This is a genomic window from Luteimicrobium album (genome assembly GCF_030161555.1).
GTDB lineage: Bacteria > Actinomycetota > Actinomycetes > Actinomycetales > Cellulomonadaceae > Luteimicrobium > Luteimicrobium album.
Genome location: NZ_BSUK01000001.1, coordinates 2,543,986 through 2,567,562, shown reverse-complemented (window position 1 = coordinate 2,567,562; position 23,577 = coordinate 2,543,986). Strand labels below are relative to the sequence as shown.

General features: G+C 74.2%; 20 protein-coding genes and 4 pseudogenes. 13 read left to right on the top strand and 11 right to left on the bottom strand.

Features of this window, described 5'->3' with window-relative positions; genetic code table 11:
- Positions 1 to 182 precede the first annotated feature (182 nt).
- The 4 genes from QQK45_RS13260 to QQK45_RS13245 all read left to right on the top strand — a co-directional run bounded on the left by QQK45_RS13260 (position 183) and on the right by QQK45_RS13245 (position 3,718).
- Positions 183 to 1,214, top strand: a complete 1,032-nt coding sequence (locus tag QQK45_RS13260) for a hypothetical protein (RefSeq protein WP_284293657.1) — start codon at positions 183 to 185, stop codon at positions 1,212 to 1,214.
- Between the two features lie 220 nt (positions 1,215 to 1,434).
- Positions 1,435 to 2,565: an MFS transporter gene (locus QQK45_RS13255; RefSeq protein WP_284293656.1), complete on the top strand. Its 1,131-nt coding sequence runs from the start codon at positions 1,435 to 1,437 to the stop codon at positions 2,563 to 2,565.
- Positions 2,556 to 3,284: an MFS transporter gene (locus tag QQK45_RS13250; protein ID WP_431310276.1), complete on the top strand. Its 729-nt coding sequence runs from the start codon at positions 2,556 to 2,558 to the stop codon at positions 3,282 to 3,284. Before QQK45_RS13255 ends, QQK45_RS13250 begins: the two co-directional genes overlap by 10 nt.
- Positions 3,281 to 3,718, top strand: a complete 438-nt coding sequence (locus QQK45_RS13245) for a MarR family winged helix-turn-helix transcriptional regulator (protein ID WP_284293655.1) — start codon at positions 3,281 to 3,283, stop codon at positions 3,716 to 3,718. The genes QQK45_RS13250 and QQK45_RS13245 overlap by 4 nt, the downstream gene beginning before the upstream one ends.
- A 90-nt stretch (positions 3,719 to 3,808) precedes the next feature.
- Here the strand turns inward: QQK45_RS13245 and ilvA are convergent.
- From ilvA to QQK45_RS13215, 6 genes and pseudogenes are all read right to left on the bottom strand, one after another.
- Positions 3,809 to 5,042 (bottom strand): annotated as a pseudogene (gene ilvA, locus QQK45_RS13240) (threonine ammonia-lyase).
- Positions 5,043 to 5,208: 166 nt separating this feature from the next.
- Positions 5,209 to 6,204, bottom strand: a pseudogene (locus QQK45_RS13235) (AI-2E family transporter); the annotation flags it as partial.
- 137 nt (positions 6,205 to 6,341) lie between these two features.
- Positions 6,342 to 6,785, bottom strand: coding sequence for a hypothetical protein (locus QQK45_RS13230; RefSeq protein ID WP_284293654.1), 444 nt, complete (start codon positions 6,783 to 6,785; stop codon positions 6,342 to 6,344).
- Positions 6,786 to 6,880: 95 nt separating this feature from the next.
- Entirely contained in the window at positions 6,881 to 8,596 is a 1,716-nt protein-coding gene (locus tag QQK45_RS13225) for an alpha/beta hydrolase (protein WP_284293653.1), read from the bottom strand.
- A 117-nt stretch (positions 8,597 to 8,713) separates the two neighbouring features.
- Complete coding sequence (locus QQK45_RS13220) at positions 8,714 to 9,487, bottom strand: HEAT repeat domain-containing protein (RefSeq protein WP_284293652.1); 774 nt, start codon at positions 9,485 to 9,487, stop codon at positions 8,714 to 8,716.
- A gap of 55 nt (positions 9,488 to 9,542) precedes the next feature.
- A complete protein-coding gene (locus tag QQK45_RS13215; protein WP_284293651.1) occupies positions 9,543 to 10,370 on the bottom strand; it encodes a LysR substrate-binding domain-containing protein in 828 nt (275 codons plus the stop codon).
- A gap of 86 nt (positions 10,371 to 10,456) precedes the next feature.
- Between QQK45_RS13215 and QQK45_RS13210 the strand changes: the two genes are divergently transcribed.
- Positions 10,457 to 10,810, top strand: coding sequence for a DUF5997 family protein (locus QQK45_RS13210; RefSeq protein ID WP_284293650.1), 354 nt, complete (start codon positions 10,457 to 10,459; stop codon positions 10,808 to 10,810).
- A gap of 29 nt (positions 10,811 to 10,839) precedes the next feature.
- On the opposite strand, the gene QQK45_RS13205 is transcribed toward QQK45_RS13210, so the two are convergent.
- Positions 10,840 to 11,184 (bottom strand): Rdx family protein, encoded by a 345-nt coding sequence (locus tag QQK45_RS13205; RefSeq protein WP_284293649.1) that lies wholly within the window; start codon positions 11,182 to 11,184, stop codon positions 10,840 to 10,842.
- Positions 11,181 to 12,449: an aminotransferase class I/II-fold pyridoxal phosphate-dependent enzyme gene (locus tag QQK45_RS13200; RefSeq protein ID WP_284293648.1), complete on the bottom strand. Its 1,269-nt coding sequence runs from the start codon at positions 12,447 to 12,449 to the stop codon at positions 11,181 to 11,183. The genes QQK45_RS13205 and QQK45_RS13200 overlap by 4 nt, the downstream gene beginning before the upstream one ends.
- 81 nt (positions 12,450 to 12,530) lie before the next feature.
- Between QQK45_RS13200 and QQK45_RS13195 the strand changes: the two genes are divergently transcribed.
- Entirely contained in the window at positions 12,531 to 13,271 is a 741-nt protein-coding gene (locus QQK45_RS13195; protein ID WP_284293646.1) for a hypothetical protein, read from the top strand.
- Here the strand turns inward: QQK45_RS13195 and QQK45_RS13190 are convergent.
- Positions 13,234 to 14,638, bottom strand: a pseudogene (locus tag QQK45_RS13190) (cystathionine beta-synthase). The gene QQK45_RS13195 and the pseudogene QQK45_RS13190 sit on opposite strands and share 38 nt — an antisense overlap.
- A 102-nt stretch (positions 14,639 to 14,740) precedes the next feature.
- Here QQK45_RS13190 and QQK45_RS13185 point away from each other — a divergent pair.
- The 6 genes and pseudogenes from QQK45_RS13185 (at position 14,741) to QQK45_RS13165 (ending at position 21,276) form a co-directional block, all read left to right on the top strand.
- On the top strand, positions 14,741 to 17,062 hold the full coding sequence (locus QQK45_RS13185) for a glycoside hydrolase family 15 protein (protein WP_284293645.1): 2,322 nt from the start codon (positions 14,741 to 14,743) through the stop codon (positions 17,060 to 17,062).
- Positions 17,063 to 17,266: 204 nt separating this feature from the next.
- On the top strand, positions 17,267 to 18,181 hold the full coding sequence (locus tag QQK45_RS13180) for an alpha/beta fold hydrolase (protein WP_284293644.1): 915 nt from the start codon (positions 17,267 to 17,269) through the stop codon (positions 18,179 to 18,181).
- Between the two features lie 111 nt (positions 18,182 to 18,292).
- Positions 18,293 to 18,784: a TetR-like C-terminal domain-containing protein gene (locus tag QQK45_RS13175; protein ID WP_284293643.1), complete on the top strand. Its 492-nt coding sequence runs from the start codon at positions 18,293 to 18,295 to the stop codon at positions 18,782 to 18,784.
- A gap of 91 nt (positions 18,785 to 18,875) precedes the next feature.
- Positions 18,876 to 19,583: pseudogene (locus QQK45_RS23590) on the top strand (hypothetical protein); the annotation flags it as partial.
- Positions 19,584 to 19,840: 257 nt separating this feature from the next.
- On the top strand, positions 19,841 to 20,332 hold the full coding sequence (locus QQK45_RS22330; RefSeq protein ID WP_348525229.1) for a class I SAM-dependent methyltransferase: 492 nt from the start codon (positions 19,841 to 19,843) through the stop codon (positions 20,330 to 20,332).
- A complete protein-coding gene (locus QQK45_RS13165) occupies positions 20,329 to 21,276 on the top strand; it encodes an MBL fold metallo-hydrolase (RefSeq protein WP_284293642.1) in 948 nt (315 codons plus the stop codon). The genes QQK45_RS22330 and QQK45_RS13165 overlap by 4 nt, the downstream gene beginning before the upstream one ends.
- A gap of 73 nt (positions 21,277 to 21,349) precedes the next feature.
- Here QQK45_RS13165 and QQK45_RS13160 read toward each other — a convergent pair whose 3' ends face one another.
- Complete coding sequence (locus QQK45_RS13160) at positions 21,350 to 21,769, bottom strand: FKBP-type peptidyl-prolyl cis-trans isomerase (protein ID WP_284293641.1); 420 nt, start codon at positions 21,767 to 21,769, stop codon at positions 21,350 to 21,352.
- A 168-nt stretch (positions 21,770 to 21,937) separates the two neighbouring features.
- Here QQK45_RS13160 and QQK45_RS13155 point away from each other — a divergent pair, with 168 nt between their 5' ends.
- Positions 21,938 to 22,576, top strand: a complete 639-nt coding sequence (locus QQK45_RS13155; protein ID WP_284293640.1) for a dihydrofolate reductase family protein — start codon at positions 21,938 to 21,940, stop codon at positions 22,574 to 22,576.
- Positions 22,577 to 22,630: 54 nt separating this feature from the next.
- On the opposite strand, the gene QQK45_RS13150 is transcribed toward QQK45_RS13155, so the two are convergent.
- On the bottom strand, positions 22,631 to 23,440 hold the full coding sequence (locus QQK45_RS13150) for a Bax inhibitor-1/YccA family protein (protein WP_431310275.1): 810 nt from the start codon (positions 23,438 to 23,440) through the stop codon (positions 22,631 to 22,633).
- Positions 23,441 to 23,577: the final 137 nt, after the last annotated feature.

The following is a 23,577-nucleotide window of genomic DNA, read 5'->3' as shown; positions in this document are numbered from 1 at the left end:
CGGTCACCTCCCGCACGGAGGGGCCGGGCGTCGTCGTGCACGGGATGGGGTTGGGGACGCGTGAGGCGTACGCCCCGGGTGAGTCTATCCTGACGCGGTGAGCGTCGCCCACAGGCGCACGCACCATCCACAGCCTCACGACGCGGCGGCCGCCCCGGCGGTGGTGGGTCAACGCTGGGCCGATGACGCCCCGACAGCCCCGCCCACGCGCCGACCTGCCGCAGCTCCCCTTCCTCGTGAGGGACGCCGTCGCGAACGGAATCCCACCGGGAGCGCTGCGGTCGAGGTCGCTGCACACGCCCGTGCCGGGAGTCCGCATGGACGCCGACCTCGCGGACGACCTCGTCGCGGTGTGCCGCGCCGTCGCCCTGCTCCTGCCCGGCGGTGCGGCGTTCTCCCACCTCACGGCGGCACGCCTGTGGAAGCTGCCGGTGAGTGCGGCCGCCGAGCAGAGGCAGGAGCTCCACGTGACCGGGGCCGGAGCCGACCGGGTCCTACGTACGCCGCGGGTCGTCGCGCACCGGGGGCTCGGAGCCGCGGAGGTCACAAGCACCAAGGGCGTCCCGGTCACGAGCCCCGGCCGGACGTGGCGTGACCTCGGCGCGGTCGATCTCGCCGCGGACGGCCATCCGGTCGCGGGTGTCGAGCCCGACCACGAGGAGCTCGTCGTCCTCACGGACGCGCTGCTCTCGTGCCACCCGCTGACCGACCTGCCGCGCTACGGCCTGCGGCCCCGCGACCTCGTGTCGATCGTGCGGTCCATCCCCGGCGAGCGGGGCGTCGGCCGGCTACGACGCGCCCTGGCGGAGGCGAGCACGTTCGTCGACTCGTCCATGGAGACCCGGACCCGCCTCCGGGCGATCGCCTCCGGCTTTCCCCGGCCCGTCGTCGGTGCCGACCTCGTCGGGCCCGACGGCGCCTGGATCGCGCGGCCCGACCTGTGCTGGCCGCAGGTCCGGGTCGCGATCGAGTACGACGGCGCGAGCCACGTCTCGCGCAGCCGGCTCGGATCCGACACCGCACGCCGGGAGGCGATGGAGCGGTACGGATGGCGATCGGTGGTCCTGTACGCGACCGACGTGGGCGCGCGCTGGTGGGTGACGTGCGAGCGCCTCCGTGAGGCCTTCGCGCTCCAGGGTTGCCCCGACCCGGCGCGCATCCCACCGGCGATCCGGGCGCTGGAACGTCCGAGAATCGTCGGCGTCCCGCTCTGACGGGGCGCTCGACGGGCGGACCGCCAGCCGAGCGGTCACGATCTGCACTGAACGGAACGCGAAGCTGCCGATCGTGACCGCTCACCGGCAGTCGTCGTGCACGGCCCCCGCGCCGGGCGTGGGACCACCGCGATCCGGACACCGCCTCCGCCCCGCGCCGCGCGGGCGTAAACTGCTTGGCACATCGCAACTTTCCTCGAATCGTGCTGTCCGGAGACCCGTGAACTCGCGCTCGCTCTTCCTGCCCAAGGACCACCCCCGCTACAAGTGGGTCGCGCTGTCCAACACCACCCTCGGCATGCTGATGGCGACGATCAACGCCTCGATCGTGCTGATCTCGCTGCCCGCGATCTTCAAGGGCATCGACCTCGACCCGCTCCAGGCGGGCAACGTCAGCTACCTGCTGTGGATCCTCATGGGCTACATGCTCGTGACGGCGGTCCTGGTCACGACGTTCGGGCGCCTGGGCGACATGTTCGGGCGGGTGCGTGTCTACAACCTCGGCTTCGTGGTGTTCACGGCCGGGTCGATCCTGCTGTCCTTCGACCCGTTCCACGGGGGTCACGGCGCCCTGTGGCTCATTGCGTGGCGCATCCTGCAGGGCGTGGGCGGCGCGATGCTGTTCGCGAACTCGACCGCGATCATCACGGACGCGTTCCCCGCCGACCGCCGCGGCATGGCCCTCGGCATCAACCAGGTCGCCGCCATCGCCGGCTCGTTCATCGGGCTGCTCGTGGGCGGCCTCCTCGCCGTCGTGGACTGGCGTGCCGTGTTCTGGGTGAGCGTCCCGATCGGCGTCATCGGGACGATCTGGTCCTACCGCTCGCTGCACGAGACCGGGACGCGCAACCCCGGCAAGCTCGACTGGCCCGGCAACCTCACGTTCGCCGTCGGCCTCACCGCCCTGCTCACCGGCATCACCTACGGCATCCAGCCCTACGGCGGCCACTCCACCGGCTGGACCAACCCGTGGGTCCTGTCGGCCATCATCGGCGGCATCGCGCTGCTCGTCGTGTTCGTCTTCATCGAGCTGCGCGTCAAGGCCCCGATGCTCGACATGCGCCTGTTCCGCATCCGCGCGTTCTCGATGGGCAACCTCGCCGGGCTCATGGCGTCGATCGGCCGCGGCGGGCTGCAGTTCATGCTCATCATCTGGCTGCAGGGCATCTGGCTGCCCCGGCACGGCTTCTCCTACGAGGACACCCCCTGTGGGCGGGCATCTACCTCCTCCCGATCACCATCGGGTTCCTGCTCGCCGGCCCGCTCTCGGGCACGCTGTCCGACCGGTTCGGGGCGCGCGGGTTCGCGTCCGGCGGCCTCCTGCTCGTCGCGGCGACCTTCGTGGCGCTGATCTTCCTGCCCGTGAACTTCGAGTACTGGCAGTTCGCGATCATCACGCTGCTGTCCGGCATCGGGTCGGGCATGTTCGGCGCGCCCAACCGCTCCGCGATCATGAACGCGGTCCCGGCGAGCGAGCGCGGAGCGGCGTCCGGCGTGGCGGGCACCGTGCAGAACGCCGGCTCGTCGCTGTCCATCGGTGTGTTCTTCTCGCTCATGATCGTCGGCCTCGCCTCGACGCTCCCCGACGCCCTGCGCACCGGGCTCACCGCGCACCACGTGCCCGCCGGCGTCGCCGACCAGGTCGCCCAGCTCCCGCCGGTCGGCAGCCTGTTCGCCGCGTTCCTCGGTTACAACCCGATCCAGTCGCTGCTCGGCTCCGACACGCTGTCCCAGCTCCCCCAGGCCGACCAGGACGCGCTCGTCGGCAAGGAGTTCTTCCCCCAGCTCATCTCCGACGCGTTCCACCACGGCCTCGTCGTCGTCTTCACGGTCGCCGCCGCCATGTCGCTCGTCGGCGCGGTCGCGTCGCTGTTCCGCGGCAAGCGGTACGTGCACGACGACGGCACCGGCACCGAGCCGGTCGGCGCGCCCGACGCGGTGGTCGAGGAGGGCGAGGGCCCGTCCGTCGCCGCGGCGGCCCCGGTGCCGAGCGAGGGGGCCGGCGTCGGGGCAGGGGGAACGCACGGACTCGGCGCTGACGCCCCCGGCGTGGGAGGATCCCCCGCGTGAGCACCTCCCCGGACCCGTCGGACGTCGCCGCACGCCTCGCGGTCGTCGTCGGCCGCGTCGCGCGGCGCATCCGCCCCACGCACGGCGACCTGTCCGCCGGGCACTTCTCGACCCTCGCGACGATCGAGCGGCTCGGCCCGCAGCGGCCCAGCGACCTCGCCCGCATCGAGCGCATGGGCGCGCCCGCGATGACCCGCATCGTCGCGCTCCTCGAGTCCCGTGGCCTCCTCGAGCGCAGTCCCGCGCCCGACGACGCCCGCTCCGTGCTCCTGCACCTCACCGACGCGGGCAACGGGGTCGTCCAGGACGTGCGGACCGAGCGCGCGGGGATCGTCGCCGAGCTCATCGCGGACCTCGGACCGGACGAGCTCCGTGCCGTCTCCGAGGCGCTCACGCCGCTCGAGCGCGTCGCGAAGGCGGCGACGGAGCGCTGAGCAGCCGCGGTGAAGGCGTGACGCGGTCCTCCGCCCGCGAACCCGACCACGGCACGTCACCATCGGCGACCACGGGGTCGCCCACGGACGTCAGTCCCGGACGACCCGGTACCCGACCTCGCGCAGCCGCGACACGATGTCGTCGCAGTGCTCGGGACCCTTGGTCTCGATCTGCATCGGCACCCACACGTCGTTGAGCCCGAGCCCCACGTCGGTGCGGGTGTGGTCGATGTGCATGATGTTCCCGCCGAGCCCCGCGAGCTCTCCGAGCAGGCGCGCGAGGGAGCCGGGGCGGTCGTCGAGCATGACGCGCATCTTGAGGTAGCGCCCCGCGGCGACCATGCCGTGCCGGATCACGCGCAGCAGCACGAGCGGGTCGATGTTCCCGCCCGAGAGGACCGCGACGACGGGTCCCTCCAACGGCTCTCCCCCGCCGAGCCCGCGGCGAGCAGCGCCGCGACGCCCGCGGCCCCGGCCGGCTCGACGACAAGCTTGGACCGCTCCGCGACCAGCAGCAGCGCGTGCGACAGGTCCTCCTCGGACACCTCGCGCACCTCGACGCCGAGCCGCTGGAGCACCTCGAACGGGACGTCGCCGGGCCGCCCCACGGCGATGCCGTCCGCCATGGTCGGACGCACCGGCACGGCGACGGGACGGCCCGCACGCAGCGACTCCGCGAACGCGGGGACCCGCTGCGTCTGGACCGCGACGACGCGGACCTGAGGCGCCAGCTCGGCCAGCACGGTCGCGATCCCGGCCACGAGGCCGCCGCCGCCCGCGGGAACGAGCACGGTCCGCACGTCGGGCACCTGCTCGAGGAGCTCGAGCGCGAGCGTGCCCTGCCCCGCGACGACGTCTGTGTGGTCGAACGGGTGGATCAGGACCGCGCCCGTGCGCTCCGACTCCGCGCGGGCCGCGACGAGCGCCTCGTCCACCGACGCCCCGACGAGCCGGACCTCGGCGCCGTAGTCGCGCGTGGCGGCGACCTTCGGCAGGGCCGCGTCGACGGGCATGTAGACGACGGCGCGCAGCCCCAGCAGGCGCGCGGCGAGCGCCACGCCCTGCGCGTGGTTCCCGGCGCTCGCGGCCACGACCCCGCGGGCCTTCTCGTCCTCGGAGAGCCGCGCCATGCGCACGTACGCGCCACGCACCTTGAACGAGCCGGCGCGCTGCAGGTTCTCGGCCTTGAGGAGCACGGGCAGCCCGGCCGCGTCGGACAGCGCGCGCGACGCCAGCACGGGGTGCGGCGTACGACGCCGTCGAGCAGCTCGGCCGCGGCGCGGACCTCGGCGAGCCTGACAGGGGCGGGACCGGGCGCGGTCACGCGCGCTCCCCGCCGTCCTCGGGGAGGTCGCGCTCGGCGTCGGCCACCATCGGCGGGATCCGGCCGGGTTCGTCGGAGGCCGTACCTCTCCCCGGATCGTCAGATGGTCGTCGGTGCCGAGCTCGGGGAACTTGTCGTGCCCGTGCAGGTAGAGCGTCACGGTGTTGAGGACGGCGACCAGCGGGACCGCGAACAGCGCCCCGACGATGCCGCCCACGAACGACGCCGCCGCGACCGACAGCAGCACGGCGACCGGGTGCAGCGACACGGCGTGCCCCATGAGGAACGGCTGGAGCACGTGGCCCTCGATCTGCTGCACGAGCAGGACGACGCCCAGCATGATGAGCGCGATCACCCAGCTCTTCGCGACGAGCGCCACGAGCACCGCAACCGCGCCCGTGACGACGGCGCCCACGATCGGCACGAACGACCCGACGAACACGAGGATCCCGAGCGGCAGGGCGAGCGGGACCCCCAGGATCAGGGCGCCCAGACCGATCCCGACGGCGTCCACGAACGCCACGAGGATCTGCGTCCGCGTGTAGGCGGACAGCGAGACGAGCCCGCGCCGGCCGGCCTGGTGCACGCGGTCCCGGGCCCCGTACGGGAGGAGGCCGACGACCCAGCCCCAGATGGTCCGGCCGTCGTGCAGGAAGAAGAACGTGCAGAACAGGGCGATCAGGGTGCCCGCTGCCACGTGGCCGACCGTCACGGCGGCGCCGAGCGCACCCGACACCCAGGTGCTCGTGTTCGACGAGAGGGACTTCGTCGCGGTGTTGACGTACTTCGTGATGTCGTCGGCGTCGAGGTTGAGGGGGCCCGTGCGGAGCCAGTCCATGAACTGGTCGAAGCCCGCCTGCGCCTGGTCCTTGAGGTCCCCGAACCCGGACGCGATGGACCCGCCGGCGGCCGCGACGAGCCCGAGGACGACGATCACGAGGCCGAGCAGCGCCGTCGCGCACGCGAGCGCCCGGGAGAAGTGGAGCTTGTTCTCGCAGAACCGCACCACAGGCGTCAGCAGGACCGTCAGCATGAGCGCGATCGCGACCGGCACGACGATCACCTTGAGCACGATGACGACGTACCCGACGACGACGAGCGCACCGGCGATCGCGAGGAAGCGCCACGACCAGGCGGCGGCGGAACGGACCGACGGGGGCACGGACGACGCGGCGTCGGTGGACGCGGCGGGGCCGGGCGGTGGGGCAGGGGTGGCGCTCACGGGATCACCCTACGGCCCGGCACCGTGCTCGCACGGGCTGGCGGAACACGCGTCGCGGCCGTGCTCGTCGCGCCCGGTCAGCCGTGGGAAAGGAGGTCCCGGCGCGCGGTCGCGTGCTCGTCGGCGCTGATGACACCACGCCGTGCGAGGTCGTCGAGCTCGGCGAGGCGCACCTCGAGCGGGCGACCACCCGTCGACGTGGGACTGGCGCCGGTGGCGGACGACGCCTGGCCGAAGGCCACCGTCATCGCGCTCGCTGCCGCGGCGCCCGGCGGGGGCGTGGCAGGGAGGTCGCCGCGCAGCACGTGGGCCATGAGCTCACCCTCGGTGGAGAGCGGGTTGATCCCGGCCTTCCGGAGGCGCAACGCACGGAGCACCGCGAGCACCACGATCACGACGGCGGCCAGCACGATGACGACCAGGACGACGCTGAAGATCGTGTCGTAGCCGGACGGAAGCATCGGATTCTGCCCTCCGTCGACGGAGTCGCCGAAGCCACCGAGGTCGTCGAGTGCGAACATTCTGCGGTCCCCCTGCCTGCCGGCCGCGGCCGGCGCCCTGCGCCGGGCCTGCGCACCGGTCGTGCGCGCACGCTAGCACGCCGCCGAACCGCAGGTCAGAAGCGCGGCTCACGCTGCTCGACGACGCTCTGCAGGAACGCGGTGTCCGCGTCGGTCCACCCGTCGGGGGCGCCGAGCGCCGCGAATCCCTGCGCGTACTCGAGCTCGAAATGGTGACCGGAGCCCATCGGCACGTCGGCGCCGGCGGCGAAGAACAGGTCCACCGTGAGCTGCTCGAACGTCACGACCGGGAACCACCGGGTCGCGGGGACGACACCTCGTCCGCGCGGCTCCGACAGCCAGTCCGGCCGGTCCCAGATCGTCTCGGGCGACCACCAGGTCACGCCGTCGGACGGGTGCTGCGCGTAGACGACCCGGGGCTCCTGCCAGGTCGCGGGCAGCGCGAGCGGGTCGCCCGAGCTGCCCGGCGGACCCGTGAGGAAGCGGACCTGCGCCCCCGCGTCGATCACGGGAGCGACCTCCGGCGTCCCGGCGTCCCTGCCGTCCGTGACGGAGCGCCACATCGGGGTGAAGCTCGGGGTCCCGACGAACAGCGCGCCGTCGGTGCGGCTCGCGACGTCGTGCGGGCTGCTGAAGGCCGCCTGCATGCCGAACGAGCCCAGCGAGATGCCCGAGACCTCGAGCTTCGGGCGGTGGTCCGCGGGGAGCTGCGACCAGCGCGCGTAGATCGCGTCGAACAGCGCGAGCCCGGCGTGCGCGGGGTGCTCGCGGTCGCCGATGAAGCTGAGCCAGCTCGGGAGGTTCGAGTACTGCATGGTCGCGATCGCGGTGTCGCCGCCGTGGAGGAGCTCGAACGTGTCGGCCATGCTCCAGTCGACCCAGCCGGAGCCGGTCGTGGTGACGACGAGCAGGTACTTCCGGTCCCAGGCGTGCGTCCGGTCGAGCTCGGCGACGACCCGTGCCGCGCTGTCCTCGACGTCGTCCTCCTTGCCGGCGTAGACGCGGATGGGCTCCTTGACCTCGCTCGCGCCCACGTCCGTGCCCGACGGGAGGGCGGACTCGAAGTCCGCGAGCTGCGCCGTCGTCGGGCCGCCCGTGACGAACCGGCGGCCCTCGCGCCCCAGGTGGTCCCAGGACTCCAGGGAGTCGGGCGAGCCGGACCGCTCGGCCGCCGCCGGGCGCTCGACGCCGGGGTCGTAGGAGGCGTTGACCGCGGCGAACGACGCGTTGAGCGCGTTCAGGACGCCGTCCCAGATCACGCCCGAGAACACGCCCCACGCCAGGGCGCCCACCACCACGACCGACACCGCACGGGCGATCGACGCGGGCACCACCCGGCCCACGAGCCGGGCGAGCCGGCGGGTCACGTTCCGCAGCCAGCGGGCGAACGCGAGCACGGGCACGGCGACGGCGACCGCCACGAACGGCACCAGCACGTACGCCCAGGAGCCCCACGCCGACACCGACGGCATCCCCAGGGCCGCCCGGACGTCCTGGTCCCAGCGTGCGCCCGCGACAACGGACACGACGAGCGCGACCGGTGCCACGACCGCGACCACGCGCCGCACGGGCCGACGCGCGGGGGCGAGCCGGTCGCGCAGGTCGAACGACCGCACGAGCCAGCCCAGGACCGCACCGATCCCGTACCCGGAGACCGCGACGAGACCCGTGAGCGCGCCCTGGACCGCCCAGCCCCGCGGGATGAGGCTCGGCGTCAGGGAGGCGCACGCGAACACGAGCGCCACGAGGGACGCTGCCGTCCCGAGCCGCGACGGATACGCGCGCGCCCAGGCCTGGACACGGCTTCGCACGCGCCACCTCCAAGGACTCCGGTCCGACGGCGTAGCCCGCCGCCGCGCGGACCGTACCACGGGCGCGATTCCCCGCCACCGAGGGCGACGCCGTGTCCGCCGACGGAGACGGGAACGTCACTCGATGGCGCGGCCCGCGGCGACCAGGGCGCGCTGCAGGCGGGCCTTGCGGAGGTTGGAGCGGACGACCCAGTCGAGGTCGCGGTCGTCGGCCGCGAGGGTCCCGACGTCCTCGAACGCGGGCAGCCCCGCCTCGGGCGCCCCGGCGACGACGACGCTCCAGCAGTACCCGAGCGCCTGCCGCAGGGTCCGCACCGCGGGCTCCCGGCGCCGGTCGACGGGGACCGCGGCGAGCAGCGCCGTCGCCGACCGGCACGCGCCGATCGCGGCCTCCGCCGTGTCCGGGTCGCGCAGCAGCCGAGGCTCGCAGACCCCGGCGACGGCGGCCCGCGCGACCAGCGGGTCCGGCCCCTCGGCCCACGCACCCACGACTCGGCGCAGCCGCGCGGGGTCCGCGTCGCCGAGTCGCTGCAGCGCCATCGCGACCGCCTCCCGCTCGCGCCAGCCGTCCGACGCCGCCGCCGACCGGAGCCGGTCGACGAGCGCCCGGGCCGCGGGGCCGTCGTCGTCCGCCTCGAGCAGGAGCCGCCCCAGCCCAACGACGCCGCACACGCGCTCGTACTCGTCGCCCGACCCGGCGAGCACCCGCAGGAGAGACCCGGGCAGGACGTCGGCGCACACCGCGACCAGCTCGAGGTTCGCGCGCGGGCCCGGCAGCCCGGACCGCTCGGCGAGGTAGGCGCGCAGCGCGTCGCCGACCGCCTCGTCGGTGCTGTCGCCGACGACGAGGAGCGCGGTCAGGTCGGCGCGGTAGTCGTCGCGACGTCCCATGTCCTCACCCTCTCCCGCTTCCGCCGCCGGGGCACGGTCCGCGGCGGCGCGTCGCTCAGCGCGGCCGGCGCCGCGACCCTCCGGTGCGCCGCGCACCCGGCTTGCCGCTGCGGCCCTTCGCGGCGCCGCGGCCGTGGCCCCCGCCGTCCTTCGGGCGCTTCGCCGACGACGACGCCGCCCGGCCCTTCGACGCCGGCTCCGCGTCCTCCACCCGCCGCCCGCGTGACGAGTTGGCCGTCCGGCCGCGGACGATCCCCACGAAGTCGTCGACGTCGTCGGTCGTGGCGTCCACGGGCCAGGCGAGGGCGACGGGCGCAGAGGGTGCGTCGTCGAGCAGGCGGTACGTGAGGTCCTTGCGGTGGTGCAGCCGGGCCAGCGACTGGGGCACGACGAGCACCCCGACCCCCGCGGCGACGAGCTCGACGGCGAGCCCCGTCGTGGTGGGCTGTTCGACCGGGCGGCGGCCGGGGACGGGCCCGGGCCAGGCGAGAACGTCGTCGGCGGGCTGGAGCAGCACCTCGTCGTCGAGCTCGGCGAGCGGCACGTGCTCGGACTCCTCGAGCGCCGCGAGGAGGTGGTCCTTCGGCACGACGACGACCGCCACCTCCTCGTACAGCGGGATCACGTGCAGGTCGTCACGGTCGGCGGGCAGGCGCACGAGCGCCGCGTCGACGGCCCCGCCCCGCAGGAAGTCGGCGGCGTCGCCCACCGGGACGGGCACGAGGTCGAGAGGGAGGTCGGGGCGCCGCTGCGCCCACGTCCGGGCCCACTTGCCCGGGGTCGCGCCGGGGACGTACCCGAGCCGGAACGCCGGGGGCGCGTCCGCGCCGTCGGGCGTGGGGCCGTCGTCCGGTCCCTGCGTCACGTCGTCCGTCTCGTCCACCCGACCAGGCTATCGGCGCCCGGCGTGCACCGGCTCGGTACGCTGGGCGGCATGAGCTCCCCGCCGCGCGCCCGTCGTCCCACCGCATGAAGCCCGCGACCGCGGCCAAGAAGCTCGGCATCTACCTGCCGGCGACGCCCGAGGAGTTCCAGCAGGGTGCCGTCACCCGCGACGAGCTCGCCGAGCTCGAGAAGAACCCGCCCGCGTGGCTCGAGACGCTGCGCCGCGAGGGCCCGCACCCGCGCCCGGTGGTCGCGGGCCGGCTCGGGATCTCGATCGCGGGGCTCGCGCGCGGCGGCATCACCGAGCCGCTCACGACCGCCGACATCGACGAGCTCCGCGACGACCCGCCCGCCTGGCTCGTCGCCGAGCGCGAGACGCACCGCCAGGTCCTCGAGGAGGAGGAGCGGATCGCCGCACGTCAGCGCGGCGAGAGCTAGGCCCTCCCCGCCCGACGACGTCACCCCGGTCAGGCGTCCGGCGCGCCCTCCGCTCGCCTCGCCGCGCGGTCGGTGTGACCCAGCGCGAGGTCGGGGGCCACGACGTCGCGGAGCCTCGCCTTGAGCTGAGGCAGCTCGGGGAACACGTCCTCCACGGCCCGGTCCCAGATCACCCGCTCGGCGGCGCCGTCGTCGGGCCGCACCGTGACCCGGAAGACCCCGCCCGTGCCGGGGACGAGCGCGACCTCGCCGAGCCGGGTGCCGAACGTCGTGAGCAGCTCCTGCGCAACCCATGACGCCCGCAGCATCCACCGGCACTGCGTGCAGTACTCGACGCGGACCTTCGGCAGGCCGCCGCCAGCGACCTCGGTCACGCGAGGGCCTGGTCGAGGTCGGCGAGCAGGTCCGCAGCGTCCTCGATGCCCACGGACACGCGCACGAGGTCGTCGGGGACCTCGAGCGCCGACCCCGCCACCGACGCGTGGGTCATGCGGCCCGGGTGCTCGATGAGCGACTCGACCCCGCCCAGCGACTCGGCGAGCGTGAACACGCGGGTCCGCCCGACGACGTCGAGCGCGGCCTCCTCCGAGCCGACCCGGAACGACACCATGCCGCCGAAGCCGCGCATCTGCCGGGCCGCGAGCTCGTGGCCCGGGTGCGAGGCGAGGCCCGGGTAGAGGACCTGGGTCACGCGCGGGTGCTCGTCGAGGAACGCCGCGACGGCCGCGGCGTTCGCGCCGTGCCGGTCCATCCGGACGGCGAGCGTCTTGAGCCCCCGCAGCGTCAGCCAGGCGTCGAACGGGCCGGCCACCGCGCCCGACGCGTTCTGGTGGAACCGGATCGCGTCCGCGAGGGAGGTGCCGCCGTCGGGCGCGGGCCGGCCGCCCGGGAGCGCGACGGGCGCTCCGGCGGTGCCCCCGTGCCCGACGCGCGGCCCGACGACGAGCGCTCCCCCGACGACGAGCGCTCCCCCGACGACGTCGCTGTGCCCGCCGACGTACTTCGTCGTCGAGTGCACGACGACGTCCGCACCCAGCGCGAGCGGCGTCTGGAGGTAGGGCGTGGCGAACGTGTTGTCGACGACGAGGAGCGCGTCGGCGTCGTGCGCGACCTCCGCGAGGGCGGCGATGTCGCTGATCCCGAGCAGCGGGTTGGTCGGCGTCTCGACCCAGATCGCACGCGTGCGGCCGGGCTGGACCGCCGCGCGCACGGCCTCGACGTCGGCGAGGTCCGCCGCCGTGTGCTCGACGCCCCACGCTCCGAACACCCGCGCGACGAGGCGGTAGGTGCCGCCGTAGGCGTCGTCGGGGATGACGACGTGGTCGCCCGGGCGGAGCGCGGCGCGCAGGAGCGTGTCCTCCGCCGCGAGGCCGGACGCGAACGCGAAGCCGGCCGTGCCGCCCTCGGCGGCCGCGAGCGCCGTCTCGAGCGCGGTGCGGGTCGGGTTCGCGGAGCGCGAGTACTCGTACCCGCCGCGCAGCCCGCCGACGCCGTCCTGCTTGAACGTCGAGGTCGCGTAGATCGGCGGGACGACCGCGCCCGTCGTGGGGTCCGGGTCCTGGCCCGCGTGGATCGCGCGGGTCGCGAAGCCGGAGCCGGACCAGTCGTCGTGGGCGCCGGGGCTCGTCTCGGGGGTCATGGCACCAGGTTATCGACGGGGAGCGACGTCGGGGCGGCGCACCTCTTGCCAACGCTGGTTATGTCTATTAGCTTTTTGGCTATGACCACTCGCCACAGCATCTCCGCCACTCTCAGCGGCCCCGCCGCGCAGCCGTCCGGGCCGACGGACCCGGCCCCTCCGGCGAGCGCGAGCCAACGGCCCGCAGTCGCCGCGCTCGCCGCGCTGGGCGCGCTCGTCCTCCTGTTCCCCGCCCTGCGTCCGTGGCCCGACGAGTCCGTCGCCACACCCGCCCTGGCTCGAGCGATGGCGTCGGACCGATGGATCGTGGCGCACCTGTGCGGCGCGGCCGCCATCGCCCTCTGGCCGTTCGCCGCGGCGCAGGTCGCCCGCCTCCTGCCGGCCGGCCGCGCAGGCCGGTCTGCGCGGGCCGCCGTGCTGACGGGCGGCGCGGGCGCCGCGCTCGTCCTGCCCTACTTCGGTGCCGAGATCTTCGCGATCCACGAGCTCGCCGGGCGCGCGGTGACCACCTGGGACCCGACGTTCCTCGACTCGATCGACGACATCCGTCTCCAGCCGGTCGCCGCCACGATGTTCGGGTCCGGCCTCCTGCTGCTGGCGGCGTCGGGCGTCCTGCTCGCCGTCGCGTGGTGGCAGGCGCGGGACGGCGCGGTCCGCTGGGCCGCGGTGCCTCTCGCGGCCGCGCTCGTCCTGTTCCTGCCGCAGTTCTTCGCCGGCGAGACGGAACGGGTCACGCACGGCGCCCTCGCCGGGATCGCCGCCTGGCTGCTCGCCGCGGCCGTCGTCAGGAGCCCAGGAACCCCAGCAGGTCGTGACGCGTGAGCACGCCCACCGGCTTGCCGTCGTCGACGACCATGACCGCGTCGTCGCGCTCGAGCGCGGAGCGCAGCGACTCGACGCTCTCCCCGCTGCCGACGAGCGGGAGCGGCGGGCCCATGTGCGTCTCGACGCGCTCGGCGAGCGACGCGTGCCCCGCGAAGACCACGTCGAGCAGGTCCCGCTCGGTCACGGCGCCCGCGACCTCGCCGAGCACGACGGGCGGCTCGGCCGACACGACGGGCATCTGCGAGACGCCGTACTCACGCAGGATGTCGATGGCGTCGCGGACGGTCTCGTGCGGGTGGGTGTGGACGAGCGCCGGCATCTCGCCGCTCTTGCCGCGCAGCACGTCGCCCACGGTCACCCCCGACGCGGCGGGCAGGAACCCGTACGACCGCATCCACGCGTCGTCGAACACCTTGGACAGGTAGCCGCGGCCGCCGTCGGGCAGGAGAACGACGATCACCGCGCGCGCCGCTGCCGCCGGGTCCTCGCGCTGGAGCCGCTCGGCCACGCGCAGCGCCGCGACGACCGCCATGCCCGACGACCCGCCGACGAGCAGCGCCTCCTCGTGCGCCAGGCGCCTCGTCATCTCGAACGACTCGGCGTCGCTCACCGCGATCACCTCGTGCGGCACCGCCGGGTCGTACGCGGACGGCCAGAAGTCCTCGCCCACGCCCTCGACGAGGTACGGCCGACCGGTCCCGCCCGAGTAGACCGAGCCCTCCGGGTCGGCGCCGACGATCCGGACCTCGCCGCCGTCGGCCGCGTCGCGCGACGCCGAGACCTCGCGCAGGTACCGGCCCGTGCCGGTGATGGTTCCGCCCGTCCCGACGCCCGCGACGAAGTGGGTGACGCGGCCGTCGGTGTCGGCCCAGATCTCGGGGCCGGTCGACGCGTGGTGGGACGCGGGTCCGTTCGGGTTGGAGTACTGGTCCGGCTTCCAGGCGCCGGGGATCTCGCGCACCAGCCGGTCCGAGACCGAGTAGTACGAGTCGGGCGAGTCGGGCGCGACCGACGTCGGCGTCACGACCACCTCCGCCCCGTACGCCCGGAGCACGTCGCGCTTGTCCTGCGACACCTTGTCCGGGCACACGAACACGCAGCGGTAGCCCTTGCGCTGCGCGACGAGCGCCAGCCCGACGCCGGTGTTCCCGCTGGTCGGCTCGACGATCGTCCCCCGGGCCGCAGCGCGCCCGACGCCTCGGCCGCCTCGATCATCCGCAGGGCGATCCGGTCCTTGACCGAGCCGCCGGGGTTCACGTACTCGACCTTCGCGAGGATCGTCGCGTCGAGACCTTCTGCCAGTCGCGTCAGCCGGACGAGGGGGTGTTCCCGACCAGCTCGGACACGTGCTCCACGTAGCGCATGGCTCCACGCTAGCCGGGCGCCCGCACCGACGACGGCGCAGCGGCCGACCGCGGGCGTGCCGCCCACGTGACAGCGACGTCACGATGAGGTGAACGCGGACCGTGGAACTGGCGTCGGGCGGGCGCGAAGGCGCAGGCTGGCGTCATGAGCACGACGTCCGACGCCCCCGAGGCCACCCCCGCGCACCCCTGCACACGCTCGAGCCCACCTCGGCCCCGAGCGTTCCCGACGAAGACCGACCGCCGGCCAACGTCCCGGCCCACGGGCTGCACCTCGAGGCGAGCGACGAGACGTACCGGCCGGTGCGCGACGGCCGCAGCCCGTTCCCGTCCATCGCGGACTACGCGTTCCTGTCGGACTGCGAGTCGAACGCCCTCGTGGCCCCGAGCGGCGCCGTCGAATGGATGTGCGTGCCCCGCCCCGACTCGCCGAGCGTCTTCTCCGCGATCCTCGACCGGGGCACGGGCTCGTTTCGCGTCGGCCCGTACGGCGTCGCCGTCCCGGTCGCGCGTCGCTACCTGCCCGGCACGCTCGTCCTCGAGACGACGTGGCAGACGACGACGGGCTGGCTCGTCGTGCGCGACGCCATGGTCATGGGGCCGTGGCACAACGTCGAGGAACGCTCGCAGACGCACCGCCGCACCCCCACCGACCACGACGCCGAGCACATCCTGCTGCGGACCGTGATCTGCGTGAACGGCACCGTCGAGCTCGACGTCGTGTGCGAGCCCATGCCGGACTACGGCCGCCGCGCCTGCCAGTGGGAGTACGAGGGCGACGGGTACAACCGCCTCGTCGCACGACGCGGCGACGGCCCGAACCCCGACCTGCGGATCACGAGCAGCCTGCGCCTCGGCGTCGAGGACCGCCGCGTCCAGGCGCGCACCCGCCTGCGCGCGGGCGAGCACGCCTACGTCGCGATGTCGTGGTCTCCGCTGCCCGCGCCGTCGGACTGGGAGGAGGCGCTGCGCGCCATGCAGCGCACCGAGCGGTACTGGCGCGAGTGGCTCACCCAGGGCGTGTTCCCCGACCACCCGTGGCGCTCCTACCTGCAGCAGTCCGCGCTCACGCTCAAGGGCCTCACGTACGCCCCGACCGGCGCCCTCCTGGCCGCAGCGACGACGTCGCTGCCCGAGACCCCAGGCGGCGAACGGAACTGGGACTACCGGTACGCGTGGATCCGCGACTCCACGTTCGCGCTCTGGGGCCTGTACACCCTCGGGTTCGACCGGGAGGCCAACGACTTCTTCGCCTTCGTGCACGACGTGTGCGCCGACGACCAGCCCCTGCAGGTCATGTACGGCGTCGGAGGCGAGCACCGGCTCGACGAGCACGAGCTCGACCACCTGCACGGCTACGAAGGCGCCCGGCCCGTGCGCGTCGGGAACGACGCGTACATGCAGACCCAGCACGACGTGTGGGGTGCCGTCCTCGACTCCGTCTACCTGCACGCCAAGTCCCGCGAACAGCTCCCCGAGTCGCTGTGGCCCGTCCTCAAGCAGCAGGTCGAAGAAGCCGCGAAGCACTGGCACGAAAAGGACCGCGGCATCTGGGAGGTGCGCGGCGAACCCCAGCACTTCACGTCCTCCAAGCTGTTCTGCTGGGTCGCCCTCGACCGCGGCGCCCGGCTCGCCGAGCTGTACGACGAGCACGACTTCGCGTCCCAGTGGTCCAAGATCGCCGACGAGATCCACGCCGACATCTGCGCGCACGGCGTCGACGACCGCGGCGTGTTCACCCAGCACTACGGCACGACGGCGCTCGACGCGTCCCTGCTCCTCATGCCGTTGCTGCGGTTCCTCCCGCCCGACGACGAACGCGTCCGCAACACCGTCCTCGCCATCGCAGACGAGCTCACCGAGGAAGGGCTCGTCCTGCGGTACCGCACCGACGAGACCGACGACGGGCTGTCCGGCGAAGAAGGCACCTTCACGATCTGCTCGTTCTGGCTCGTGTCGGCGCTCGTCGAGATCGGGGAGGTCGACCGCGCGCGGACCCTGTGCGAGCGGCTGCTGTCGTTCGCGAGCCCCTCGGCCTGTACGCGGAGGAGATCGACACCCGCAACGGCCGGCACCTCGGGAACTTCCCGCAGGCGTTCACGCACCTGGCGCTCATCAACGCCGTCATGCACGTGGTGCGCGTCGAGGAGTCGGCGACCTCGCCCGTCGGGTTCGCCGCGGCGCACCGGTCGGCGAGCTGACCGGTGCACACCGACGGTGACGCTGGGTGCACCGACGGTGACGTGGTCGGGTTCGCGGGTGGGTGCGGCGAGCATGCGATCGTCCACCGTCGCCCGCGCCGACCATGCGAGCAGACCCCTGTTCGGCGTCGAGAAGGTGCCTGTTCGCATGGTCGGTGGAGCGGGGGCGTGGAGCGCGTCTCACCGACGCGGACTCTCGCCGCAGCGGGTCTGGGGCGGGTGACCGGCTGTGGAGGTGAGCTGACCGCTAAGGGTGGGGCGGGTGGGGTGCGCACGATCGTGGAGGGTCTGGCGGGAGCCGAAGCGAGGAACGAGCGAGGCGGATGGAAGACCGCGCGCACCCCACCCGCCCCACCCGCCCCGCCCACGAGAACGTTCGGACCGCAGGGGGTTGCACACTCTGGCTAACACGCATAGCTTTATGGCTATGAGCAACACACCCGGACCCGTCCAGCACCTCTCCCGCCCCGAGGGCCGCATCGCGTACAGCGTCACGGGCACAGGCCCGCTCGTCGTCGCGACCCCGGGCATGGGCGACCTCCGCTCCACGTGGGACGACCAGGTCCCCGCCCTCGTCGCGGCGGGATACCGTGTGGCGGTCGCGGACCTGCGCGGCCACGGCGACTCCGACACGACGTTCCGCACGCACGGCGACGCCGCGACCGCGTCCGACGTCGTCGCGCTCGTCGAGCATCTCGTCGGCCCGCACCCCGCGGCCGACGACCGCGCCGTCCTGCTCGGGAACTCGATGGCCGGTTCTGCCGCGATCATCGCGGCCGCCGAGCGCCCCGACCTGGTCCGCGGGCTGGCGCTGGTCAGCCCGTTCGGTCGCGAGCACGCCGAGGGAGCCAAGCGGGCTCTCCTGCACGGCGTCCTTCGCGTGCTCCTCGCCCGGCCCTGGGGCGCCAAGGCCTGGGCCGGCTACTACACCAGCCTCAACAAGGGTCACCGGTCCGCCTGGCTCCCCCGCCACACGGCGGAGATCCGCTCCTCGATGCGGGACACCGCCCATCTGCGTTCCTTCCGCGAGCTGGCCCTCCAGCTCGACCACCACGAGGTCGACGACGCGGTCCGGACCCTTGCCGCGCAGCCCGTCCCGACGGTCACGCTGGTCGGCGCGCTCGACCCCGACTACCCGGACCCGGTCGCCGAGGCCGCGTGGCTGCGGTCGCGGCTCGGCGGGACGGCCGTCGTCGTGCCGGATGCCGGGCACTACGCCCAGCACCAGGCGCCCGACGTCGTCAACGACGCGATCCTCGCCCTCCTCCGCGAGCTCGACGCGCCGACCCCTGCCGCCACGACCGAGTCGGCCGAGACCGAGGCGGCCGAGCACCGTGCCTAGGGCGGGCCTGTCCCGGGACGCGGTCGTCGAGCACGCGCTCGCGCTCGTCGACGACGGCGGGCCCACGGGGTTCGCCGACCTGACCCTGGCCCGGGTGGCCGCGCGAGCGGGGTGGCGACGCCGAGCCTGTACAAGCACGTCGGGTCGGTCGAGGACCTGCGCCGCGGGGTCGCGCTCGTCGCGGTCCGCGAGCTCGGGCGGGCGTGCGCGGCGGCGACGGTCGGGCGGAGCGGCCCCGACGCTCTCCGGTCTCTCGCGCGGGCGATCCGCGGCTACGCCGTCGAGCACCCCGGGCGGTACTCGGCGACGCAGGTGGCGCCCGACCCGTCGTCGGCGGACGACCTGGAGCTCTCCGCGGCGGGCGCCGACGTCGTCGCGGTCGTCGCAGCGACGCTGCGGGGGTTCGACCTCGACGAGGCGCGCACGGTCGACGTGGTCCGCGCCGTCCGCTCCGCCGTCCACGGGTTCGTGGCCCTCGAGCTGGGCGGGGGCTTCGGCCTGCCCGACGACGTCGACGCGAGCTACGACGTCCTCGTCGAGCTCCTGGTGGACGGACTCGAGGGGCTGACGGCGGATCCTGGGACCGTGCCGCCCGCTTCCTAGGACGGGGTGGCGCGCGGCCCCCGGTGTGGGAGAACGGGAGGGCTGCGCTCGACGAGCCCTTCGACGCCGTCCGAGCGCCTAGGCACGGGAGATGGACCAGACCGTGCGGTGGGGCGTCACCGTCGACTGCGCGGACTCCCGCACCCTGGCGCCGTTCTGGGCGCTCGCGGGTGCGACCACGTCGCCAAGGCGGACCCCGGGGGCAACGAGCTCTGTGTCGTCTGACGCGGCAGCGCATTCGGGGCAGACTGGACGCGTGCCCGCCCCCGACGCTCCCCCGCTGCCCGCCGCCGTGACCGACGTGCTCGCCGGGCTGCGCCGCTGGCCCGACGTCGAGGGCCCGGACCTGGTCGCCGCCGACGGCGCGGACCGCCTCCTCCTCGCGGAGCTCGCCGGGCTCCTGGCCGGGCCGGACCGCGAGGCGCTCACCCGGGCCGGCGCCGTGACCGTCCTGGACGACGCCCACGGCGCCCTGACGCTCGGCGCGCTCGCACTGGGGGTCCGCCGTCCGCGCGTCTGGCAGGACTCCGTGGTCGCGGAGCGCGCGCTCGACGCCAACGCCGGACGGCTCGGGCTCGGCGGTGCGTTCGAGCGCCACGCCGCCGGGGCACCCGGGGCGGCGCTCGTCCCGGCCGACGCGCTCGACGGCGCACGGCTCGTCCTCCTCCGGCTGCCCCGGTCGCTCGCCGCGCTCACCGAGCTCGCGGAGGCGGTGGCGCGGTCAGCGGCACCGGACGTGGTCGTGCTGGCGGGCGGGATGGTCAAGCACATGACGCCCGCGATGAACGACTCGCTCGGCCGGTGCTTCACCGCTGTCCACGCGACGCGCGGCCGGCACAAGGCGCGCGTCCTCGTGGCCTCGGGGCCGCGGGACGTCGAGCCCACGTACCCCGTCTCGGAGCCGATGCCGGGCGGCCTCGCGCTGTGGGCCCACGGGGCGGCGTTCGCCGGGCCACGGCTCGACCGTGGCGCCCGCGCGCTGCTCGAGGCGCTCGGGCTTCCACCTGGCGGCTCCCCGGGCCGGCGGACGCGCCCGCGATCCCCGACGGTGCACGCGTGCTCGACCTGGGCTGCGGCACCGGCGTCCTCGCCGCGAGCGTCGCGCGCGCCTTCCCCGACGCACGGGTCGTCGCGACCGACGTGTCCGCGGCCGCGGTCGCGTCGACGGCGCTCACCGCGGCGCACGCGGGCGTCGGCGACCGGGTCGAGGTCGTCCGGGACGACGCCGGCCGCGACCTGCCCGCCGCGGCGTTCGACGTCGTCCTGTGCAACCCGCCGTTCCACGTCGGCGCCGCCGTCCACACGGGCGCCGCGTCCCGGATGTTCCTCACCGCGGCGCGCGTGCTCCGTCCGGGCGGCGTCCTGTGGACGGTCTACAACTCGCACCTGCGGTACCGCGCGGAGCTCGCGCGCGTCGTCGGCCCGACGACGCAGGTCGCCCGCGACCGCACGTTCACCGTGACCCGTTCGGTCGCGCGGCCGCCCGGCCGCGCGACGCCGCACGACCGACCGGTGAGCGGCACGCCGCCGGAGGAGGAGTCGCCATGACCGAACCGACCCCGGACCCGCCTCGCACCCCGCCGGTCCCCGCGACGTTCCCCGACCGGTGGGCCGTCGCCGCGCCCGTCGCCGGGGACACGACCCCCATCGAGGTGCACGCGCTCGAGGACGACACGGTCCTCCTGCGGCAGTCGAAGCGGTCGAACCACGAGGCACCCGTGCTCGCGCTGATGTTCGGGTCGGAGCGGGCGCTCCTCCTCGACACCGGCGCCACCGCCGACCCGACGGCCTTCCCGCTCCGCACGACGGTCGACGCGCTCGTCGCCGACTGGCTGGGGCGGAACCCGCGCGAGGACTACGGGCTCGTCGTCGTGCACTCGCACGCGCACGGCGACCACGTCGCCGCGGACGGTCAGCTCGCGGACAGGCCCGGCACGGTCGTCGTCGGGAAGGAGCTCGCGGACATGCAGGCGTTCTTCGGGCTCGGGGAGCCGGGGAGCGACGACGACGAGGTGGCGTTCGATCTCGGCGACCGCGTCCTCACGGTCCTCGCGACGCCCGGGCACCACCCGACCGCGATCACGCTGTTCGATCCCCGGACCGGGATCCTGTGGACGGGCGACAGCGTCTACCCCGGGCGTCTCTACGTCGACGACCGCCGCGCCTTCGCGACCAGCACGGCGCGGCTCGCCGCGTTCGCCGCGGACCACGCGGTGACCTGGGTGGTGGGGGCGCACGTCGAGGCGAAGCGCGAGCCACGCACCGAGTACCCGCTCGCCGCACGGTCCCAGCCGGACGAGGCTCCGCTCGCCCTCGCTACCGACGTCCTCACCGAGGTCGCCGACGCCGCGGCGGAGCTCGCGCTCACCCGGCCCGGACGGATCGTGCGCGACCGGTTCACCGTCGTCGACGTCACGAGCAGGCGCGCGCTCGCGCGGCTGCTCCTCGCGAGCTGGGCGCACCGGCTCCGCGGGCGCAACCGGCTCCCCTGAACCTCGCGACGTGTCAGAAGCTCGTGAGCCTCGAGGCTCACGAGCTTCTGACGAGCGCGGAGACGCAGAGCTCTCAGGCGATGTCGACGAGGTCGACGACGAACACGAGGGTGTCCGTGCCGCCGATCCCGGCCTGCGGGACGCCACGCTGGCCGTAGCCGTACTCCGGCGGCACCGACAGGAGCACGCGCGAGCCGAGGTTCTGGCCGACGAGGCCCTGGTCCCAGCCGCCGATGACCATGCCGACACCGATCGGGAAGTCGATCGTCGCGCCGCGGTCGTACGAGTTGTCGAAGACGTGCCCCTCCCAGGTCTGGCCGAGGTAGTGCACGACGATCGTGTCGCCCTTGCTGATCTCGGGGCCGTCGCCCTGCTCGAGGACCTGCACCTGCAGGCCGGCGGGCGCGCCACCCTCGGGGAAGCTCAGCGTCGGCTTGTCGCCGAACGAACCGGACGCGGCGGGCAGCGCAGGTGACTGCGAGGACTCGGACATCAGGGGTTCCCCTCTCGATCGGATTGACTCCCCACCCTAACGGGGTGCGCCGCCTGCGGCGGCCGGGACGCACAGCCTCGACGACGGCGCGGACGGCCGGCGATGAGTCCGTCCTGCCCCGCGGGTCTACCCGGGTGACGACGCCCCAGCGACCTGGAGGAGCACACCATGAGCCTCATCCACATCGAGCTGTTCACGACCCTCGACCTCGTCGCGCAGGCGCCGGGTGGCCCGGAGGAGGACCCGGACGGGTTCCCGTTCGGCGGCTGGCAGGCTCCCCTGCTGGACGAGTCGTCCGGGGCGCAGATCGCGGCCGCGTACGACGGCACCGACGCGCTGCTGCTCGGGCGCCGCACGTACGACATCTTCGCCGCCTACTGGCCGCACGTCGGCGACGAGGAGGGCGGCGGCTTCGGCGCCCTGTTCAACAGCATCCCCAAGTACGTCGCGTCGCGCGGCGCGCCCGACCTCTCCTGGGAGGGCTCGGTGCTGCTCGGCCCGGACCTCCCCGCGGCCGTCCGGGAGGTGCGCGAACGGCACGAGCACGTGCACGTCGTCGGGAGCCTCGACCTGGTGCAGACCCTGCTCCGCGAGCGCCTGTACGACCGCCTCGACCTGCTGGTGCACCCGATCGTGCTCGGTGTCGGGAAGAAGGTGTTCGACGGCGGCGCGGTACCGACGAACCTCACGCTCCTCGAGCCGCCCGCGGCGGGTGAGAAGGGCGCGGTGATGCTGCGGTACGGGCTCGCCGACGGCGTCCCCCGCACCGGCGACATGTCGGCCCCGGACCTGGGCCTCGAGAGCTGAGGCGTGGACCGGGGCCGGCTGCGGGACGCGCCGTTCTAGCGGCGCGCCCGCAGGTCAGTTCCTGAGGATGGAGAGGAGGCGGAGGAACTCGACGTAGAGCCAGACGAGGGTCACGACGAGCCCGAACGCGGCAGCCCAGGCGAACCGCGCCGGGACCCCTCGCTCGACGCCGCGCTTGATGGAGTCGAAGTCGACGAGCAGTGACGCCGCGGCCATGGCGACCGCCACGATGCCGATGACGACGCCGAACGGGCCGCCGCGCATGCCCCACCCGCCGAGCACGCCCGTCCACACCAGCACCAGGTTGACCAGCGAGAAGATCAGGTAGCCGCCCATCGCGACGAGCAGCCAGCGCGTGAACTTGGGGGTGACCCGGACCTTGCCGGAGCGGAAGAGGATCAGGGTCGCGGCGAACGTCGCGACGGTGGCCAGGACCGCCTGCAGGACCACGCCGTCGTAGAAGTCCTCGTACATGCGGCTGATGCCGCCGAGGAACGCACCCTGCGCCACGCCGTAGGCGAGGATCATGGCCGGGCTGGGGACGCGCTTGAACGCGTTGGCCAGGCCGAGACCGAGGCCCACGAACATGCCGACGACCCACACCCACGGCGCCTGGGGCGTGATCGCGTAGGTCACCGCCCCGACGGCGACGAGCACGGCGAGCAGCGAGCCCGTCCGGACGATGACGTCGTCGTAGGTCATCCGGCCCGTCTGCGTGGACGTCGCCGACGGCGACTTGTACATCGCCTCGAGGGTCGCGGCATCCACGGTGCCTGGGACGGTCGTCGTCTGGCCCTGCCCGGACGGCACGGCCCCTCCGCGCGCGTTGAAGGCGGGGTTCTTGTCGAAGTACGGGTTGGCCACGTGTCCTCCTGGGTCGTTCCGGATGCCCTCCGGAGCGGTCTCGACCATCCTATTCGGACGGGGCGACGCCGTGACAGGTGCGAGGGCTCCCTGGGGACAAGACCAGGGAACCCCCGATCGAACCCTGGACATGACAA

Coding starts and splice junctions, on each gene's coding strand:
- QQK45_RS13260 (WP_284293657.1), top strand. CDS start 183: ATGACGCCCCGACAGCCCCGCCCACGCGCCGACCTGCCGCAGCTCCCC.
- QQK45_RS13165 (WP_284293642.1), top strand. CDS start 20,329: ATGACCGAACCGACCCCGGACCCGCCTCGCACCCCGCCGGTCCCCGCG.
- QQK45_RS13230 (WP_284293654.1), bottom strand. CDS start 6,785: ATGTTCGCACTCGACGACCTCGGTGGCTTCGGCGACTCCGTCGACGGA.
- QQK45_RS13155 (WP_284293640.1), top strand. CDS start 21,938: ATGAGCCTCATCCACATCGAGCTGTTCACGACCCTCGACCTCGTCGCG.
- QQK45_RS13200 (WP_284293648.1), bottom strand. CDS start 12,449: ATGACCCCCGAGACGAGCCCCGGCGCCCACGACGACTGGTCCGGCTCC.
- QQK45_RS13220 (WP_284293652.1), bottom strand. CDS start 9,487: ATGGGACGTCGCGACGACTACCGCGCCGACCTGACCGCGCTCCTCGTC.
- QQK45_RS13180 (WP_284293644.1), top strand. CDS start 17,267: ATGAGCAACACACCCGGACCCGTCCAGCACCTCTCCCGCCCCGAGGGC.
- QQK45_RS13160 (WP_284293641.1), bottom strand. CDS start 21,769: ATGTCCGAGTCCTCGCAGTCACCTGCGCTGCCCGCCGCGTCCGGTTCG.
- QQK45_RS13210 (WP_284293650.1), top strand. CDS start 10,457: ATGAAGCCCGCGACCGCGGCCAAGAAGCTCGGCATCTACCTGCCGGCG.
- QQK45_RS13195 (WP_284293646.1), top strand. CDS start 12,531: ATGACCACTCGCCACAGCATCTCCGCCACTCTCAGCGGCCCCGCCGCG.